This window comes from Peribacillus sp. S4, assembly GCF_046715815.1.
GTDB classification, from domain to species: domain Bacteria; phylum Bacillota; class Bacilli; order Bacillales; family DSM-1321; genus Peribacillus; species Peribacillus frigoritolerans.
The window spans coordinates 4466387-4481845 of sequence record NZ_CP175708.1 but is presented as its reverse complement, the minus strand read 5'-3'; the positions used below and the strand labels follow the sequence as shown (position 1 = coordinate 4481845).

Sequence of the window (15459 nt, the reverse complement as noted above, 5' to 3'; positions counted from 1 at the left end):
GGATACGATGAAGATTAGAAAAGTGCTGATAACAGCCGGATCGGCTCTCGTTTTTGGTCTGCTATCATTCGTCGGATTTCAATGGTGGGCTCCATCATTATCCGCGGAAAGTTTGACGAAAGAAGAAGTGAACCAGACAGCAAAGGATAAATTTCCTGGAACCATTATGAAGACAACGAAAAGTGAAGGTGAAGAATATCAGATTGAAATGCAGCTTGAAACCGGGGTCTATCAAATTAGGATGGATGCGAAAAGTGGGGAAGTCCGTTCTATAAAAAAAGAAACCATTGGTCATACAGCTGAAGCGACTACGGAAAAAGCACACCAAAAGCTACTGACCCAAAACGAAATAAAGACGCGTATTTCCTCACAAGGTGACCTGGAACAAATTGATTTTGTACAGGAGAAAGACAACTCCTTTTATAAAGCAGTGGTAAATAAGAATAACGAAAAAATCACCTTGATACTCGATCCATATACAGGAGCTATAATTGACTCGACACTGGTAGCAGATAGTATCATTACAGAAAGCGAAGCAATTGCGATTGCCGAAAAACATGTAAAAGGAACAGGTGATGATACAGAATTTTATCAACCTCTAGATCAGACACCTTATTATTTGGTCGAAGTTGAATTGGAGGACGATCGAGACGCAGTCGTTCAAGTGGACGGCTACACGAAGGAAGTAAAAACAATCACGTGGGAAGATGACGAAGAGAACGATAATGATGGCCCTGAATAAAATAGTGGCTCATAAGGGTTTACTAATCTAGACGTAAATTGAATAAAGCAAAAAAAAGGGTGATGCTATTAGCTGTCTAATATGCATCACCCTTTTTGGCTTTGGTGAGTAAGGAAAATGCAAAAAAAAAGAGAAGGAACTGTAATAATTCTCACCAATTTCTAATCCTTCTATCATTTAACTCTAATTAACTATCTCTAACATGGAATAAAGCACCAAATGATAAAACAGAGCCAAAGAAGCGAGTGGATGAAAGGCATCTGGATTATTGTACATAAAACATTCCATCATATTTCTACACCTTAACAAAGTTTTGCAAAGAGAAAGGAGAATCAGTAATGTCAGTTATTTCTAGCATTCTGGATTACAACAAGACGTTTGTCGATCAAAACAAATATGAAAGGTTTGAAACGACAAAGTATCCAGATAAAAAGATCGTCATCATAACGTGCATGGATACCCGGCTGTTGGAATTGCTTCCAAAGGCGATGGGGTTAAGAAATGGAGATGCGAAAATCATTAAAAACGCCGGAGCCATTGTTTCTCATCCATTTGGCAGCATTATGCGCAGTATCCTTGTCGCCATTTATGAGCTGAAAGTGGAGGAAGTGTGTGTGATCGGACATCACGGATGCGGTATGGTGGGGCTTCAATCCTCTTCACTGCTTGATGCCGCAAAGGAGAAGAAAATCAGCCAGGAGCAAATTGATATCCTTACAAACTCTGGTATTGATTTATCAAAGTGGCTGACAGGCTTTCAATGCGTTGAGGAGAGTGTAAGGAATAGTGTCCATTTGATCAAAAACCATCCATTATTACCGGATTCCATTGCCGTCCACGGTATGGTCATCCATCCCGAAACGGGTAAACTGGATCGAATCATAGATGGATATAGCAATATTGTCAGCAAGGAAGAAATGCATATTCAATAAAAGAAGGAGCGATAAAATGATGGGTTCTAGCAGGTTTGAAGGATATAACTTAGGCCATTTTCAGAAAGACCTGGTTGCCGGGGTGGTAGTTGGGATAGTAGCGATTCCTTTAGCGATGGCTTTTGCCATTGCTTCCGGAGTAAGGCCGGAATACGGACTGTACACATCGATTATTGCAGGAATCATGGTCTCCCTTTTTGGCGGATCGAAATATCAAATTGCAGGCCCGACTGGAGCCTTTGTCCCGGTCTTGTTAGGGGTGGTCATGCAGTACGGATATGAAAAACTGTTAATCGCCGGTTTCCTGGCAGGTATCATGATTTTTCTTTTAGGTGTCTTCAAACTGGGAAGATTCATCAAGTTTATTCCGCGTCCAGTTACCATCGGCTTTACAGCTGGAATTGCCGTGATCATCTTCTCGGGGCAGATTGCCAATTTCTTTGGACTCAGTAACTTAAAAAAAGAAGAGGTCTTTCTTTTAAATATGAAAGAAATCTTAGTGAACTTCAATACAGTGAATATCTATAGTGTACTGGTAGCTAGCATAAGTCTGACTCTCGTCATATTAACTCCAAAATATTTACCGAAAATCCCTGGAGCATTGCTGGGATTGATTGTATCAACTCTTGTCGCCAGCTTATTCTTTCCAGGTCAGGTAGCGACCATAGGATCGGCATATGGCGCCATTCCTAATGCATTGCCCCATTTTCAGTTTCCCCATATCACTGGCGGTCTGGTGATTGAACTCCTTCCGGCTGCTTTGGTCATCGCCATGCTTGGAGGTATTGAATCACTCTTATCCGCTGTAGTGGCAGACGGCATGACCAACAGTAAACATAACAGCAATAAAGAGCTGATGGGACAAGGATTGACCAATATGATTGCGCCTTTATTTGGAGGCATTCCGGCTACAGGTGCCATCGCCCGTACTGCGACGAATATTAAAAACGGTGCAGTCTCCCCCATATCAGGCGTGATTCATGGGTTGGTGGTATTGCTGGTGTTAGTCAGTTTGGCGCCTTATGCTTCGGCCATTCCTTTGGCCAGCATGGCCCCGATTCTTATGTTTGTCGCATGGAACATGAGCGAACGCAAAGAATTTTCGCATATTTTAAAAGCCAAAACCATGGACTCGGTCGTATTGCTCGTTACCTTCGTGTTAACCGTAGTGATTGACCTGACAACAGGCGTCGGGATCGGATTACTATTAGCCATTCTATCGTTCGTTAAACTGATGAGCGGTACATTGAAATTATCAAAGGTATTACCAGATCCAGCTGATAAACTAGTTAAACCAGAAATGGTGCAACAAGGTTCAAGCTGCCCGCAGATTAACATTTATACGATAGAAGGACCTTTATTCTTTGGCACAATCGAAAGGCTGCAAGAAGAAATCGAGGAAATAATGCGATCAAAACCAAAAGTCCTGCTATTAAGAATGAGCAATGTGTCCTTTATCGATACATCGGGGGAAGCACTGCTAACCGACATCGTGAAGCAATTCAAGTTTCATAACCTACAAGTGCTGATTTCAGGAATTCAACAGGAACCTAAAGAAATGCTGAGAAAAACCGGATTTATTGAACTGGTTGGTGAGCAACAGTTCTTTTCCAGTACGGGAGATGCCATCAATAAAGCTTTATCCAAACTGGATGAGAACCGTTGTAAAGGGTGTAAACAGTTTTCATTTGCTGAATGTACCTCACTCTCACAGCAAGTTCAAAAGCCTGCGTTATTAAAACAAAGCAGAAAACGGGAGATAGGGTTAACTTGATTTCCGTCAAGAAGAAAAGGCATCTGCTTTTGGCGGATGCCTTTCTATTCAACTTCTTTTATTTCTGCTGCAAGATTTCGACTTATTGAAATCATTAACACATCGAGCTTGTTCGCTCAGGGTTTTATCCTGACTATTTAATTGTATGCCACTAAAAACCTGATCCCAAATCGCCTCATCCCAAACTTGGTTAGGTACTTCTAAAACACAAACATTTTCTATGTTCCATGCTAAATCAGAAATACTTGTTGCATCATCCGAGGGGATTAGTATTAATACAGTAAATTCCTTTTCTTTTAACATGTCCTTCATTACTTGTTGAAACAAAGTGGCTTGCTCATATTTTGTTGACCATCTTACAAATAGGATTGAATCGCTATCTTTGATCGTTTCAATGAATCTTGCTATTCTTTTATCTAAGTTCTCTTTGAAATCAGGATATGTTTCAAACCATTCTTTATCAGGCAGGATGGGGAAATCGTGAACTGAAGTGACTTTATAATGGTTATCTCTTACAAAATAGGTATTTACAGCATTTATATCTATGTCATCGTCAAAATAAGTACCGGAACCATCTACTAAAGTCAAATTCTTCAATTCCATATATTCCTTGAACTGATTACTATATAGCCTGGCCACTTCTGCAAATGACTCGGTAAAGACCCAGTCAAGAGGCAAAGAAAATCTTCTTAAGCCAAGTCTTCTTAGGTTCAAAGCGGGAGTGCAAGCACTGCCTGAAGGAATGATTACATCATAAGATTTCTTGATTTCCGTTAATTTCACTATTAATCCCCCTTTCTATAACTATCTATACTATATTAGATGATAATTTTCTTTTTACTGATTGGACAAACCAAAAAAAGGCTTTATATCAGGCAATGCCAACATGAATATTTATAAATAGGTTCAGCGATCTTTTTTAGACAAAGCAAAACGCATGCCCTAATTAAGAGCATGCGTGAACGTTTATTCTTCTATGATATCCAACTCTTTCAAGGCTTCAAGCGTAATCGTTTTGGCTTTGCTTCCGCTGCCGTCCATGTTCGTTGCGAAGGCCCATTCCCCTTTGTCCGTTTCGATGTACCCCACATACCAGCCCAATCCCATATCAGAAAGGCGTGTACCGGTTTTTCCGTGGAGGACATATGAGTCCGCTTCTTCATTGATCATGATTCTCTTTACGGTTCTCATATGCTGCTTATCGATAGGCAGCTTTTCCTCTACAAGCTTTTCCATGAATTGGACTTGTTCCCGGGCAGAAATCTTTATGCTGCTATCCAGCCAGAACTGATCGATCCCGCCGGAGATATCACGATTGCCGTAATCGAGCAGGTTCACATACTGCTGCATGTTTTCCGCCCCGATATCGCGGGCCATTGCTTGATAATACCAAATCACGGAATGCCTCATGGCTGAAGCAAGCGTATGATCTCTGTTCCAATCTTCAAATTCCCTGATTACGCCATCCCAGCGCTTCACTTCATATTCATCGCTCACCGCTTTTGTCTGTAAACCGATTAATGCATTCGCCACTTTGAATGTCGATTCTGGTGTGTAGCGTACTTTACTTCTCTGTTTATTATAGATAAATACCTTATCATTTTTTAAGTTTTGAAGTACCATCGTGCCTTCCGCACCATCGAAGGAATCCCCGATATCCAGTTCTTTCACCTTTTGATCGTTAGCACTTGCATGAATTGTGCCCATGGAACCAGTGACTAGCAGGACAAGAATGAAACATAACGTTTTGATTTTCATTACACACTCTCCTTTAAGGCATGGATTGATCGATCATCAAATAATTTCCATAAAATAGGTTGATAGCTAAAGTATACCTATTCCTGATGAAAAACGAAACCTTATTCTTGGACTCTATCTAGATAGTATCGATTAAGGAGGAATGCAGCGAGTAGCTAATGAATATATAAAGCAAACGATGGAATGGGAGGAATCTATCATGGAGGTTAACCAAAGAAAAATAAATAGTAATGAAAAAGAAATTACATACACACATATTGAAACCGGAAGTCCGGCCATTTGTTTTATGTTTTCAGGTGCAGGGTACACGTATGAGAAGCCGCTATTCTATTATTCGACGATGATCATGCTTCAAAATCAGTATGATGTCGTGCATATTCATTACGCCTACGACCAGGATATATTCAAGCATCCATTGGTGGATATCACAAAAGTGATCGTTAATGATATCAATCCGGTCATTACGGAAGTGCTTCAAAATCATGAATATCAAGGAACTGTGTTTCTAGGCAAATCACTTGGCACCATCCCCATCATCAACGGAATCATGAAAAGTGAGCGGTTTACGAATGCCAAAATGATTTTGCTGACGCCTCTATTGAAGTTCGATTCGATTTTTGATGGGTTATTGAGCTGCAATCATTCAGCACATATAGTTATAGGTGAAAAAGATCATCATTATATTCCAGATAAAATTCAAGCGATTGAAAATAAACCGAACATAAGCATGAATAAAATCCCTCATGCAAATCATTCCTTGGATATTGAACCTTTCGATACTTCAAGGACGATCATCGTGCTGGAAGGTGTAATGAATAGAATGGAAGAGTTTTTAAAAAATATAGGTTAGCGAAATACAAAGGGATTCAATCCAGGAGTTAGCAGGTGAAGAATGTTATAATAAGAGTATTGTAGTTTGGAGTTCTGAAAGGAGAAATGATGGTGGGAACCAATACATTTCATTCAATTGATGAATATATCATACAATTTCCCGAGGAAGTTCAGGAGATATTAAAAACGTTAAGAAAAGTCATAAAGGATGCAGCACCGGATGCAGAAGAGAAGATAAGCTATCAAATGCCTACCTTTGTTTTATATGGAAATCTGGTACATTTCGCTGCCTATAAAAAACATATAGGATTCTATCCAACTCCAAGCGCGATCTCTGCGTTTGAATCTGCCTTATCTGAATATAAATGTTCAAAAGGGGCCGTTCAGTTTCCACTAAGCAAGCCAATTCCTTATGAATTAATAACCGAGATGGTTATATTTAGAGTGGAAGCGAACAAAAGGAAAAAAGCAGAAGGCAAATCTCAAAAGAAAAAATAGCATCGATCATTATCAGAATTCACAAAATGCTTAATATATGAGAGTATGAACTGCAAGGATTTTAGGACCGAAAGAGAAAGGTGGAAATAATATGTTCAAAAAATTATTCAGTAAAAAAGAAAGTGTGGAACAACTGCTTGCTCCTATAAACGGACAAGTAATAAAAATAGAAGATGTTCCGGATCCGGTGTTTTCCGGGAAAATGATGGGGGACGGAATAGCGATTCTTCCTGAGGAAGGGTTGGTCGTATCTCCAATCGATGCAGAAGTGATCCAGGTTTTTCATACTAAACATGCTCTAGGCCTCCGTACGAAGAATGGCATAGAATTGTTGATTCATATTGGCTTGGAAACAGTTAACCTTAAAGGCGAGGGATTTGAAGTCCATGTCGTAGAAGGGCAAAGGGTAAAAGCAGGAGACAAGCTTGTGACATTTGATATCGATTTTCTAAAATCCAACGCTCCAAGCATCGTTACTCCGATCGTTGTCACGAATGGCGAGCTGGTTGAAAAACTGGAAAAAACAAATAATACCCAAGCAACTATTAACGATACGGAGATCATGAGTGTTTATTTGAAATGAAAAGAAAGATTCCATGCTCATTTCTCCTTTTAGGCTGCAAGCAGGAAAATCGAAAATTGCAGCGAATAGTAGGTGAGTGAACAAATAAAATCAAGCGAGGGTGAATTGGATGGGAATTCAAGCAGAAAAGATTTTTGTAAACTTGCCTGTTAAAGATTTGGATGCCTCAATAGAATTTTTCACAAAGGTCGGTTTTGAGTTTAACGAGCAAATGACCAATGAAAATGCGACATGCATGGTTATAAGTGAGTCCATATATGTCATGTTGTTAGTGGAAGAATACTTTAAAACGTTTACCAAGAAGGAAATCCCTGATTCTGCTGCGAGTAAGGAAACCATCGTCGCCCTGTCCGTTAAAAGCAAGGAAGAAGTCGATGAGATCGTGAATAGGGCACTGGATGTTGGCGGAAAGCCTTTCAATGAAGCCATTGATCATGGTTTCATGTACGGTTGGAGTTTTCTGGATATCGACGGCCATTCTTGGGAAGTATTTTACATGGACGAAAGCGGATTTAATCAAGAATAAAAAGCAAGGCACAATCCTTCACGAAGGACTGTGCCTTTTTTAGCAATATTAGCTGAATTTCATTCATAACATACGGGGCTAATGTCCTTCCACTCATAAACCAATAGATTCAATTCAGCACCAGCTATTTTGATTTTTTCAGTTTTAAGCAATTCAGCACCGAATGCTTCATAGAAGTATCGAGATTTATTATCTTCAAGCACCTCTACGAAAATTGTCTTGAATCCCAGTTCTTCGAATTTAAAGAATAATTCTTTGATGAGTTTCTTACCTATCCCCATTCTTTGTGAATTTTCGAGGATATATATCGCAGTTAAATCGCCCGAATCCTCAACTTGATTCGTCTCCCTTTTCCCTCCGCATATAAATCCTACTATTTTTCCTTCGTTATTTTCTGCGACATAAACATGATTGCCATTACTAGTTATATTCTTTATCCATATGTCTTTCCTTTTCTCATAAGAAAGTTTATCTAAAAAATCACTCGGCATTATATCTTTATAAGTGGTCCGCCAGCAATCCACATGGACTTTCGCTATCCCTTCCGCATCAGCCAACGTCGCCTCTCTTATTAGCATAGTGGTTCCTCCTTTTTTTTTAAGTTTGCTATACTTCTTATTTTTTACTACTATTATCCAATTAGAAACTAATCGGCCCAGGATATTCCAATAATTAACTTTGTATGTTACTATTTCCTATAGTTTGCTTAATGTGGGAGAAGGAATGAGATGAAACAGATTTTCCGTAGTAAAATATTTTATTTAATAAGCTTCTTGATTATCTTGGGGGTTGTGCTGGTTTTTAATAATGACGAAGAACCGACTGAGAAATTAACTGACGATGAATTTTTTACAAATTTAGCGGATAGAAAAGTGACATTTATAGAGGTGGAGCAGCGAAAAAGTGTGATAGAAATAAGCGGTCGGCTGGCAGGGTATGAAAAGGATCAATACTTTGTCGCGTCTGTCCCAAATAGTGAAACTTCGCTAGATAGAATGAATAATGCTGCAGAGGAAAATGATATAGAAAAAATGGAGTTTACACCATACATAGAGGTAAGCGGATGGGTCACCCTGTTTACAACGACCGTTCCTTTCATGATCATTTCCTTCCTGTTTTTAGTCTTATTACTATTTAGAGTTATAATAAAAAGATAGTTTTCGACGATATATTCCCATTTTCGGAGATAAAACTGCAAGTTTCGTCGATATTTCTAGTGAGTTATGGCTTCTGCAAAAAAAGAGATAAACCTTTAAAATGGTATTGAAGATTGCTGAATAGTTTGATAGAATAAAATAAATGAAAAAGACTATGTGCAACTGGCGAAACACGGATAACCGTGAGGGAACACATAGTGTCGTAGCCGTTCGCCTGGGCAGAGGTAAGGGATTTTATCCCTTGCCTCTTTCTGTATATTAACAGATAGTAAAGGTTTAAAGTCAATATTTTGAAATTTCAAAAATATCACAATCAAAGAGGAGCTAACAAAATGAGCACAATACTTTTAGAAAAAGTCAAAACGATCAAAGCGTTAAATAATATTGCCGAAAGCGGGCTGAATGTATTCAATAAAGGCGATTTTAAGGTCGATAATGACAGTGAAAACCCTGATGCGATCGTTCTTCGCAGCTTTAACATGCATACTATGGAATTCGGCGATCAGTTAAAAGCAATCGCAAGGGCAGGGGCTGGAGTCAATAATATTCCGGTCGACAAATGCACTGAGCAAGGAATTGTCGTTTTCAATACACCTGGGGCTAACGCAAACGCTGTAAAAGAAATGGTGCTGACGACATTGATGGCTTCATCTCGTAACCTTTTTGCCGGTGTGGCTTGGACAAAGACGCTTGAAGGCGAAGGGGAACAAATTCCGAAGCTTGTCGAAGCAGGAAAGAAACAATTCGTTGGTAAAGAAATCAAGGGAAAAACTCTTGGCGTAATCGGTTTAGGAGCAATCGGTGCACTTGTAGCGAATGACGCGCTTGATTTGGACATGGATGTCATTGGCTTTGACCCGTTCATCTCTGTTGATACAGCTTGGAACTTATCCCGAAATGTACAGCGCGCCATGACAATTGAAGAATTGTTTGCAGAATCTGATTATATTACAGTACACGTTCCATTAACTGACGACACAAAAGGAATGTTTAACCAAGAAACATTCAGCATCATGAAGCCGGGCGTACATATCTTGAATTTCTCACGCGGTGAGCTAGTGAATGAAAATGATATGCAAGCTGCACTTGAAAGCGGAAAAGTAGGCAAGTTCATTACTGATTTCCCGAATGAAAACGTGTTGAAAATGAAAAATGTCGTTCCAATTCCGCATCTTGGTGCCTCTACGCTAGAATCAGAGGAAAACTGTGCCATCATGGCAGCTCGTCAGTTGAAGAACTTTTTAGAAACAGGGAACATCAAGAACTCTGTGAATTTCCCGAATACTTCCCTTCCTTTTACAGGAAACCGTCGTGTGGCAACTTTCCACGAAAACGTTCCGAACATGGTTGGGCAAATCACGCTGGCTGTATCAAGCTTTAATTTGAACATCGCTGACATGGTTAACAGAAGCCGTGGGGGATATGCATATACGATCATCGACATTGATGGTGAAGTAAACGGCGATATCATTCCTGCCTTGGAAGATCAAATCAAACAAATCGAGGGCATCGTTACAACTCGTATCATCTAATTGGAACCAAAATAAAGCTGATAAATATGAAAGCCTCAATTCCTTTAAGGAGTTGAGGCTTTTTTAGGCTTTATTAATGATTTTGGAATAAATATTGGGGTGGTTATACTAAACTGGCTCATGTGTTAACAACCTAGGGATTACAACGGACTCAGCCTGTGGGCAGCTCGATACATTCAGTTGAAGTCCAAACATCTTCCACACGCATTGCTTAGCATCGAAATTCTCAAAATCCGTCCTGCTTTCCTTCTGTGTTATCTTCATAATGTACAAAAAACATCAAGTAGATTGCGAATAGGAGATGCAAATAAAGTGGAACATCTTTATCATTTTGAATGACCACAAATATGTACATTCCATATAGCAAAATGGGAATGCTTAAAAGGATTCTGTGCTTAGTCACATGTCATCCCCCCATTATCCTCCAATATCAATACATGAGCCACTTGAAAACCCTTTTCTTCTAGAAAATCTGCTAATTTCATAGCTTCATCCTCCTAATTAACTAAATATTCCGTCACTTCTATTAATACAATAGTATGAAGTACAGAGAAAATGCTGTCAATCTATATTCCATCTGTACTCATTTTAAGTTAACGGATTCATAAGTTATCAGCCAAAATAACCATCTCATATATAGGCAAAACGGTACCGAAACGGGGAAGCAATGCGATCAACTGAACTCAGGGAAGCAACGTGCTGCGACCCTGAACAATGGAATCACTTGTATGCCTCCTTGCCTACGTTCACTTCAGCGCATCTAAATAAAAGAATCGCCCCTAATCCAGAGACGTTAAACACCCTTTCTACAAAAAAAGGATGACCCTATATTGTTCTTCCCAAAAAATTCTGGTGCTGATGAAGGAAATCAGATGTTAAAAAAGCTCCTACAGGAGGCAACCCGGTATACGCATTACCGCTAACAGGAAATTGATTCTGAGCTATATCTGTAGTGGCAATCCACGATCCAGACTCACCTGCTTGCAGAGAGGGAGGCTTCATTAGAAAACGTCCTTGAAGAATGAAATGCCGAATTCTGCTCTGTTGATCATCAATTATGGTTAAGTTGCCAGAGAATGTGGCATAAGGTGAATCAAATGCGATTTGTTTGGTGTTTTCATTCCAAAATCCATTAATCGGAATGGGTCTGCCGCGAAAATTAACCGTACCAACCACCCTATTATCTATTTTAAGGGAGGGCATAGCATTGGTAACTTCACAGGGAACTGCTTCGGTTAGCTTTCCATTCCCATCTGTATGGGGTATCCACTCTCCAATAGCTGGTCGTTTATGTTCCGAGGAAGATTCCTTGTTTAAAGCAGTATATGCAGCACGAGCAGAATAATTTAATAAAGAAAGGTGAAGTACTGTAAATGCATTCTCTCAGATTCATAACAAATCCGAATTTCAATTGAAACCGGATTTGTTATGAATCTTTTAATGATGATGTTCATGACTTTCTGCTTGTTTTTGGATTCCTTTTTGCAAGAATTCCAATTCACTTTCAGACAGTTTTCCAACGATGAATTGTTTTTGAGGCATAATGATTGAATCATCGTTACTAGCATGTACTTTTATATAATATAGGCCATCACTATCAAAGTTTTTACTTAAAGTATAAGTACCGTTTCCCTCTTCCTCAGCCTGTTCCATACTATATTTGAGCGAGCCATCTTGTTTCCATATCTCAAAATGAACAAAATCTGCGTTTTCAACCATTTGACCACCTTGAGTAAGCACAGCCTTTATGGTCTCCTGTGTATGAGCTGAAAAGGATGCTGGTATAATTATTTCGGCTTCAAGAGGTGTTTCTTCTTTGTATAGATCAGTGACATCCTTTTCAAGGGAACATGCACATAGCAATATGCTGAAAATAAAGATGAAAGAAATGCATATATTTTTTTTCACGGCAAAAGCCACCCTTTACATTTTGAATTAGGCATTCAAAAACTTTTTGACTGCAGATATTCTTTTAATGATCAACCAGTCGATTAGCCAAACAACAATAAGGGACAAACCAACCAATGGAAACAAAATTCCAAGCCCTATTAACAGAAATAGAAAGAGTTTCATGTTCTTTATTTGAGGAGCTTTTGGTGCACCTAAGCTTTTTTTCGGCTTTCGCTTCCACCATAAATAAAAACCGCTACATGCAACAAGCATGATTCCTAAACAAATAAGAAGGCTGATGATTTGATTAATCAAACCAAATTGAGTCCCTTTGTGCAAGGTAATTCCCCAAGCAACTATTTTCCCTATTAAACCGTAATGGTCATAACGATAATCAGCTAGAACTGCACCGGAATATTGGTCAATATGAATGGTCGCTTCATCTTGGGCTTTCGGTGGAAAAGCTGACAATGTATAAACGCCATCTGTCTGTTGTGGAATATTAATGCTATAACTTGGATGCATACCTTCACGATTGGCTATCGTAACTACATCATCAATGGAAAGTGGGAGAAAACCTTGGATATCTGAGAGTGGTACATCTAAATTTTCTGCTGCCCAGGGAACATCTGCAATGTCTTTTGTCTTAATTGAGGAAGTTGGAGCACTTCCTGTCCATATGGAAGGAGGGTACCCAGATCCGGAGTTGGTAGCTAACAATTGAAAATTATTTCCCCAAAAACCTGACCAAGGCAATCCTGTCATGATTAAAAATAACATGCCTGCAGTTATCCAAAAGGCAGGTACTGCATGTAAATCTCTTCTGAAAATATGTTTCCCTTTATTTAGTCCTGGAAAAAGAACACCAGAAAGGCTTTGCTTCTTTTTGGGATACCATAAATAAAGACCAGAGACAATTAACACAACTGCCCAACACGCAGCTAACTCTACAATTCTATCTCCTAAGGTGCCAGCCATCAGTTCACCATGAATTTCCTCGATTTTATCCATGATTCTGTCTTCATCATTTAACTCTCCAATAGATTTACCAGTATACGGGTCCATGAAAATCGTAAGAGACTCTTTATTAGAAGTGATGCTTACTTCGCTCGAACGAGATGCATTTTCTCCGGGATGATATTTTGTCACCACCGCATCAGGGTAAAGTTCCTTCACATTCTCAATCTGCTGGGATGCCGGCAATCTATCTCCTAGCGGTGTAACCCCTTGGTAGTCTTGATAAAGAACTTGTTCAATCTGCGGCTTAAATAAATAGATTGAGCCGGTAACTGCCAGAATAATAAGTAAGGGTGCAAAAATTATTCCAGCGTAAAAATGCCATCTCCATACTGTTCTATACAGAGAGGTGTTTGGTTGTTTAGTTTCCATTTATACAGAACCTCCGAGTCGTATTCACTATATAGATGATAAAAGAAAATTGTGAGAAAAATATGAAATTTATAAAAAAAGGAAGTTTGTATTTGTTAAAGAGTAATTAAGTATATCAACTAAAAAGAACAACTGTAACTAAGGAGTGAACTTCCTGAGAAAGAGTTAGCAAGCAGTGGGGGGGAATGGAGGGAAATGAGGTACTTGCGGCGAAAGTAGTCTATAGAAATGTGTTGAAGATAGGATGAGCAGCAAATGTGAACGGATCAGATGAACAGGCTATTGAGCATGAAGAACGGTTTGAGAAACGAAATGATAATAGATCGTAAAAAACATGAAGGAGTGACGCATATGCATAAAAAAGGCTGTTCCAAATTGAAGTGTCAGTGTTTCATCGTACCTAACTATATCTTAGAGAACATGGCACAAAATGAAGTGGAAGAAGCACGGATCAGTTTAGCGAAAAGCCGTCAAATGCGCAGGCGCAGAATATTGAAAGAATACGATATTGACGGTGTTGTCGCACTGACGGATGCAGGATCTGAACGTCAAGGTGAATCTGCCCGTCATGTTTACGATTGCAAGGGAGGAACGAAACTCCGGGAGAATGAGGCTAGGAAAGAAGGAGACCGATCAAGTGCAGATCCCATTGTTAACGCTGCATATGATTATAGCGGAGTTGTGCGTGATTATTTCAAGGATGTTTTGCACCGTAATTCAATTGATAACCAAGGTCTTGATCTCATTCTGAACGTTCATTATGGCAATAAATTCACGAATGCTTATTGGGACGGAGATGAAATGGTGTTTGGTGACGGCGATGGGGTCATCTTTAGCAATTTTGCCAATTCACTCGATGTAATTGGGCATGAATTGACACATGGGGTTACGCAGTTCACAAGTGGATTGGAGTATGAAGGTCAGTCCGGGGCATTGAACGAACATCTTTCAGATGTATTTGGAGTTGCCATAAAACAATTTCACTTAAAGCAAACTGCAGGAGATGCCGATTGGCTGATCGGTGCTGATATAATGGGACCGACACTGAAAGGGCAGGCACTCCGTTCGATGAAGGCACCAGGTACGGCATTTGACAATAAGTTAATGGGTAAGGATATTCAGCCTGATCATATGAAGAACTTCTATAAGGGAGAACGCGATAATCATGGTGTCCATATCAATAGCGGCATACCAAACAAGGCCTTTTATCTAGTATCGATGGAAATTGGAACGGACAAAGCGGCCTTGATTTGGTTCAATGCGATGCAGAATTTATTTGCGACGGCGAATTTCAATCAATTCGTGCAAATCGTCATCAAGGCAGCGCAAAAACTTGTTGATAGCGGTGATGTTACGAAAACAGCCATCAAGACAATTGAAAATGCTTTTAAAGCGGTTGGACTGCCTGAGTAGAAATATTCCATGAATAGGAGGCTTCATCTACCATGCATATCAAATTTAGCTGCATAGGGGGATTTGCCAACCTCGACTTGAATTTCGAAATAGATACGGATGAATTGCCGAAAGAGAAGTATGAGGAATTGCAGAACTTAATGAAACATGCTGACCTTCATAATGCTACCCAAAGTAAAATGGTAAAAACGCAAGGGTTCGACTCGTTTTCGTACAAGCTGGATATAGCCGTTGAAAAGAAGAAGCAGTCTTTCTCATTCACAGACACAACAGCTCCAGAGGAAGTCCGGCCCTTATTGGATTATTTACGGAATTTAGCAATTGAACTAAAGCTGGCAGAATAACCACGTCAAAAAAGTCTATCATTCAGATAGACTTTTTTTGACGAGTCGTAAAACTTCACAAAAATGTCATTTCGTTTCACTTTTATCTGG

At 39.5% G+C, this 15459-nt stretch carries 18 protein-coding genes and 1 riboswitch; of the genes, 12 read left to right on the top strand and 6 right to left on the bottom strand.

Annotation, left to right across the window (positions count from 1 at the left end):
* The first annotated feature begins 7 nt into the window (after nt 1-7).
* The 3 genes from ACJ9PY_RS21285 (at nt 8) to ACJ9PY_RS21275 (ending at nt 3448) form a co-directional block, all read left to right on the top strand.
* Nucleotides 8-742, top strand: coding sequence for a PepSY domain-containing protein (locus tag ACJ9PY_RS21285; RefSeq protein ID WP_411738938.1), 735 nt, complete (start codon nt 8-10; stop codon nt 740-742).
* Nucleotides 743-1080: 338 nt separating this feature from the next.
* The gene (locus ACJ9PY_RS21280) at nt 1081-1674 is read left to right on the top strand and encodes a beta-class carbonic anhydrase (RefSeq protein WP_411738937.1); all 594 of its coding nucleotides are present in this window, start codon (nt 1081-1083) and stop codon (nt 1672-1674) included.
* Nucleotides 1675-1690: 16 nt separating this feature from the next.
* Nucleotides 1691-3448 (top strand): SulP family inorganic anion transporter, encoded by a 1758-nt coding sequence (locus tag ACJ9PY_RS21275; RefSeq protein WP_411738936.1) that lies wholly within the window; start codon nt 1691-1693, stop codon nt 3446-3448.
* A 48-nt stretch (nt 3449-3496) separates the two neighbouring features.
* Here the strand turns inward: ACJ9PY_RS21275 and ACJ9PY_RS21270 are convergent, their stop codons facing one another.
* Together ACJ9PY_RS21270 and blaOXA are read right to left on the bottom strand one after the other, a co-directional pair.
* Nucleotides 3497-4231, bottom strand: coding sequence for a DUF1796 family putative cysteine peptidase (locus ACJ9PY_RS21270; protein ID WP_411738935.1), 735 nt, complete (start codon nt 4229-4231; stop codon nt 3497-3499).
* A gap of 183 nt (nt 4232-4414) precedes the next feature.
* The gene (gene blaOXA, locus ACJ9PY_RS21265) at nt 4415-5206 is read right to left on the bottom strand and encodes a class D beta-lactamase (protein ID WP_057277005.1); all 792 of its coding nucleotides are present in this window, start codon (nt 5204-5206) and stop codon (nt 4415-4417) included.
* A gap of 199 nt (nt 5207-5405) precedes the next feature.
* On the opposite strand from blaOXA, the gene ACJ9PY_RS21260 reads away from it, so the two are divergent.
* The 4 genes from ACJ9PY_RS21260 (at nt 5406) to ACJ9PY_RS21245 (ending at nt 7644) form a co-directional block, all read left to right on the top strand.
* On the top strand, nt 5406-6056 hold the full coding sequence (locus ACJ9PY_RS21260) for a hypothetical protein (protein WP_063577629.1): 651 nt from the start codon (nt 5406-5408) through the stop codon (nt 6054-6056).
* An 86-nt stretch (nt 6057-6142) separates the two neighbouring features.
* Entirely contained in the window at nt 6143-6535 is a 393-nt protein-coding gene (locus ACJ9PY_RS21255; RefSeq protein WP_411738934.1) for an iron chaperone, read from the top strand.
* Nucleotides 6536-6626: 91 nt separating this feature from the next.
* Nucleotides 6627-7118 (top strand): PTS glucose transporter subunit IIA, encoded by a 492-nt coding sequence (locus tag ACJ9PY_RS21250; RefSeq protein ID WP_411738933.1) that lies wholly within the window; start codon nt 6627-6629, stop codon nt 7116-7118.
* Between the two features lie 109 nt (nt 7119-7227).
* On the top strand, nt 7228-7644 hold the full coding sequence (locus ACJ9PY_RS21245; RefSeq protein ID WP_098863860.1) for a VOC family protein: 417 nt from the start codon (nt 7228-7230) through the stop codon (nt 7642-7644).
* A 59-nt stretch (nt 7645-7703) separates the two neighbouring features.
* Here the strand turns inward: ACJ9PY_RS21245 and ACJ9PY_RS21240 are convergent, their stop codons facing one another.
* Nucleotides 7704-8222: an N-acetyltransferase family protein gene (locus tag ACJ9PY_RS21240; protein WP_411738932.1), complete on the bottom strand. Its 519-nt coding sequence runs from the start codon at nt 8220-8222 to the stop codon at nt 7704-7706.
* A gap of 150 nt (nt 8223-8372) precedes the next feature.
* On the opposite strand from ACJ9PY_RS21240, the gene ACJ9PY_RS21235 reads away from it, so the two are divergent.
* Complete coding sequence (locus ACJ9PY_RS21235) at nt 8373-8801, top strand: ATP-dependent metallopeptidase FtsH/Yme1/Tma family protein (protein WP_411738931.1); 429 nt, start codon at nt 8373-8375, stop codon at nt 8799-8801.
* Between the two features lie 148 nt (nt 8802-8949).
* Nucleotides 8950-9028, top strand: a riboswitch (ZMP/ZTP riboswitch).
* Nucleotides 9029-9133: 105 nt separating this feature from the next.
* On the top strand, nt 9134-10333 hold the full coding sequence (locus ACJ9PY_RS21230; protein WP_034304108.1) for a phosphoglycerate dehydrogenase: 1200 nt from the start codon (nt 9134-9136) through the stop codon (nt 10331-10333).
* A gap of 226 nt (nt 10334-10559) precedes the next feature.
* Here the strand turns inward: ACJ9PY_RS21230 and ACJ9PY_RS21225 are convergent, their stop codons facing one another.
* Entirely contained in the window at nt 10560-10736 is a 177-nt protein-coding gene (locus ACJ9PY_RS21225; RefSeq protein ID WP_411738929.1) for a hypothetical protein, read from the bottom strand.
* An 804-nt stretch (nt 10737-11540) separates the two neighbouring features.
* On the opposite strand from ACJ9PY_RS21225, the gene ACJ9PY_RS21220 reads away from it, so the two are divergent.
* The gene (locus tag ACJ9PY_RS21220; RefSeq protein WP_176548547.1) at nt 11541-11678 is read left to right on the top strand and encodes a hypothetical protein; all 138 of its coding nucleotides are present in this window, start codon (nt 11541-11543) and stop codon (nt 11676-11678) included.
* A gap of 92 nt (nt 11679-11770) precedes the next feature.
* Here the strand turns inward: ACJ9PY_RS21220 and ACJ9PY_RS21215 are convergent, their stop codons facing one another.
* Nucleotides 11771-12241, bottom strand: coding sequence for a FixH family protein (locus tag ACJ9PY_RS21215; protein WP_063575248.1), 471 nt, complete (start codon nt 12239-12241; stop codon nt 11771-11773).
* A 27-nt stretch (nt 12242-12268) separates the two neighbouring features.
* Nucleotides 12269-13612, bottom strand: a complete 1344-nt coding sequence (locus tag ACJ9PY_RS21210; protein WP_063575249.1) for a PepSY-associated TM helix domain-containing protein — start codon at nt 13610-13612, stop codon at nt 12269-12271.
* A gap of 351 nt (nt 13613-13963) precedes the next feature.
* Here ACJ9PY_RS21210 and ACJ9PY_RS21205 point away from each other — a divergent pair, with 351 nt between their 5' ends.
* Entirely contained in the window at nt 13964-15025 is a 1062-nt protein-coding gene (locus ACJ9PY_RS21205; RefSeq protein ID WP_241635300.1) for a M4 family metallopeptidase, read from the top strand.
* Nucleotides 15026-15057: 32 nt separating this feature from the next.
* Nucleotides 15058-15369, top strand: a complete 312-nt coding sequence (locus tag ACJ9PY_RS21200; protein WP_411738928.1) for a protealysin inhibitor emfourin — start codon at nt 15058-15060, stop codon at nt 15367-15369.
* Nucleotides 15370-15459 lie beyond the last annotated feature (90 nt).

Excerpts from the sequence above, each read along its gene's own strand:
- ACJ9PY_RS21235 (WP_411738931.1), top strand. The coding sequence starts at position 8,373 with ATGAAACAGATTTTCCGTAGTAAAATATTTTATTTAATAAGCTTCTTG.
- ACJ9PY_RS21205 (WP_241635300.1), top strand. The coding sequence starts at position 13,964 with ATGCATAAAAAAGGCTGTTCCAAATTGAAGTGTCAGTGTTTCATCGTA.
- ACJ9PY_RS21245 (WP_098863860.1), top strand. The coding sequence starts at position 7,228 with ATGGGAATTCAAGCAGAAAAGATTTTTGTAAACTTGCCTGTTAAAGAT.
- ACJ9PY_RS21230 (WP_034304108.1), top strand. The coding sequence starts at position 9,134 with ATGAGCACAATACTTTTAGAAAAAGTCAAAACGATCAAAGCGTTAAAT.
- ACJ9PY_RS21200 (WP_411738928.1), top strand. The coding sequence starts at position 15,058 with ATGCATATCAAATTTAGCTGCATAGGGGGATTTGCCAACCTCGACTTG.
- ACJ9PY_RS21255 (WP_411738934.1), top strand. The coding sequence starts at position 6,143 with ATGATGGTGGGAACCAATACATTTCATTCAATTGATGAATATATCATA.
- ACJ9PY_RS21240 (WP_411738932.1), bottom strand. The coding sequence starts at position 8,222 with ATGCTAATAAGAGAGGCGACGTTGGCTGATGCGGAAGGGATAGCGAAA.
- ACJ9PY_RS21275 (WP_411738936.1), top strand. The coding sequence starts at position 1,691 with ATGATGGGTTCTAGCAGGTTTGAAGGATATAACTTAGGCCATTTTCAG.
- ACJ9PY_RS21260 (WP_063577629.1), top strand. The coding sequence starts at position 5,406 with ATGGAGGTTAACCAAAGAAAAATAAATAGTAATGAAAAAGAAATTACA.
- ACJ9PY_RS21280 (WP_411738937.1), top strand. The coding sequence starts at position 1,081 with ATGTCAGTTATTTCTAGCATTCTGGATTACAACAAGACGTTTGTCGAT.
- ACJ9PY_RS21250 (WP_411738933.1), top strand. The coding sequence starts at position 6,627 with ATGTTCAAAAAATTATTCAGTAAAAAAGAAAGTGTGGAACAACTGCTT.
- ACJ9PY_RS21285 (WP_411738938.1), top strand. The coding sequence starts at position 8 with ATGAAGATTAGAAAAGTGCTGATAACAGCCGGATCGGCTCTCGTTTTT.
- ACJ9PY_RS21210 (WP_063575249.1), bottom strand. The coding sequence starts at position 13,612 with ATGGAAACTAAACAACCAAACACCTCTCTGTATAGAACAGTATGGAGA.
- blaOXA (WP_057277005.1), bottom strand. The coding sequence starts at position 5,206 with ATGAAAATCAAAACGTTATGTTTCATTCTTGTCCTGCTAGTCACTGGT.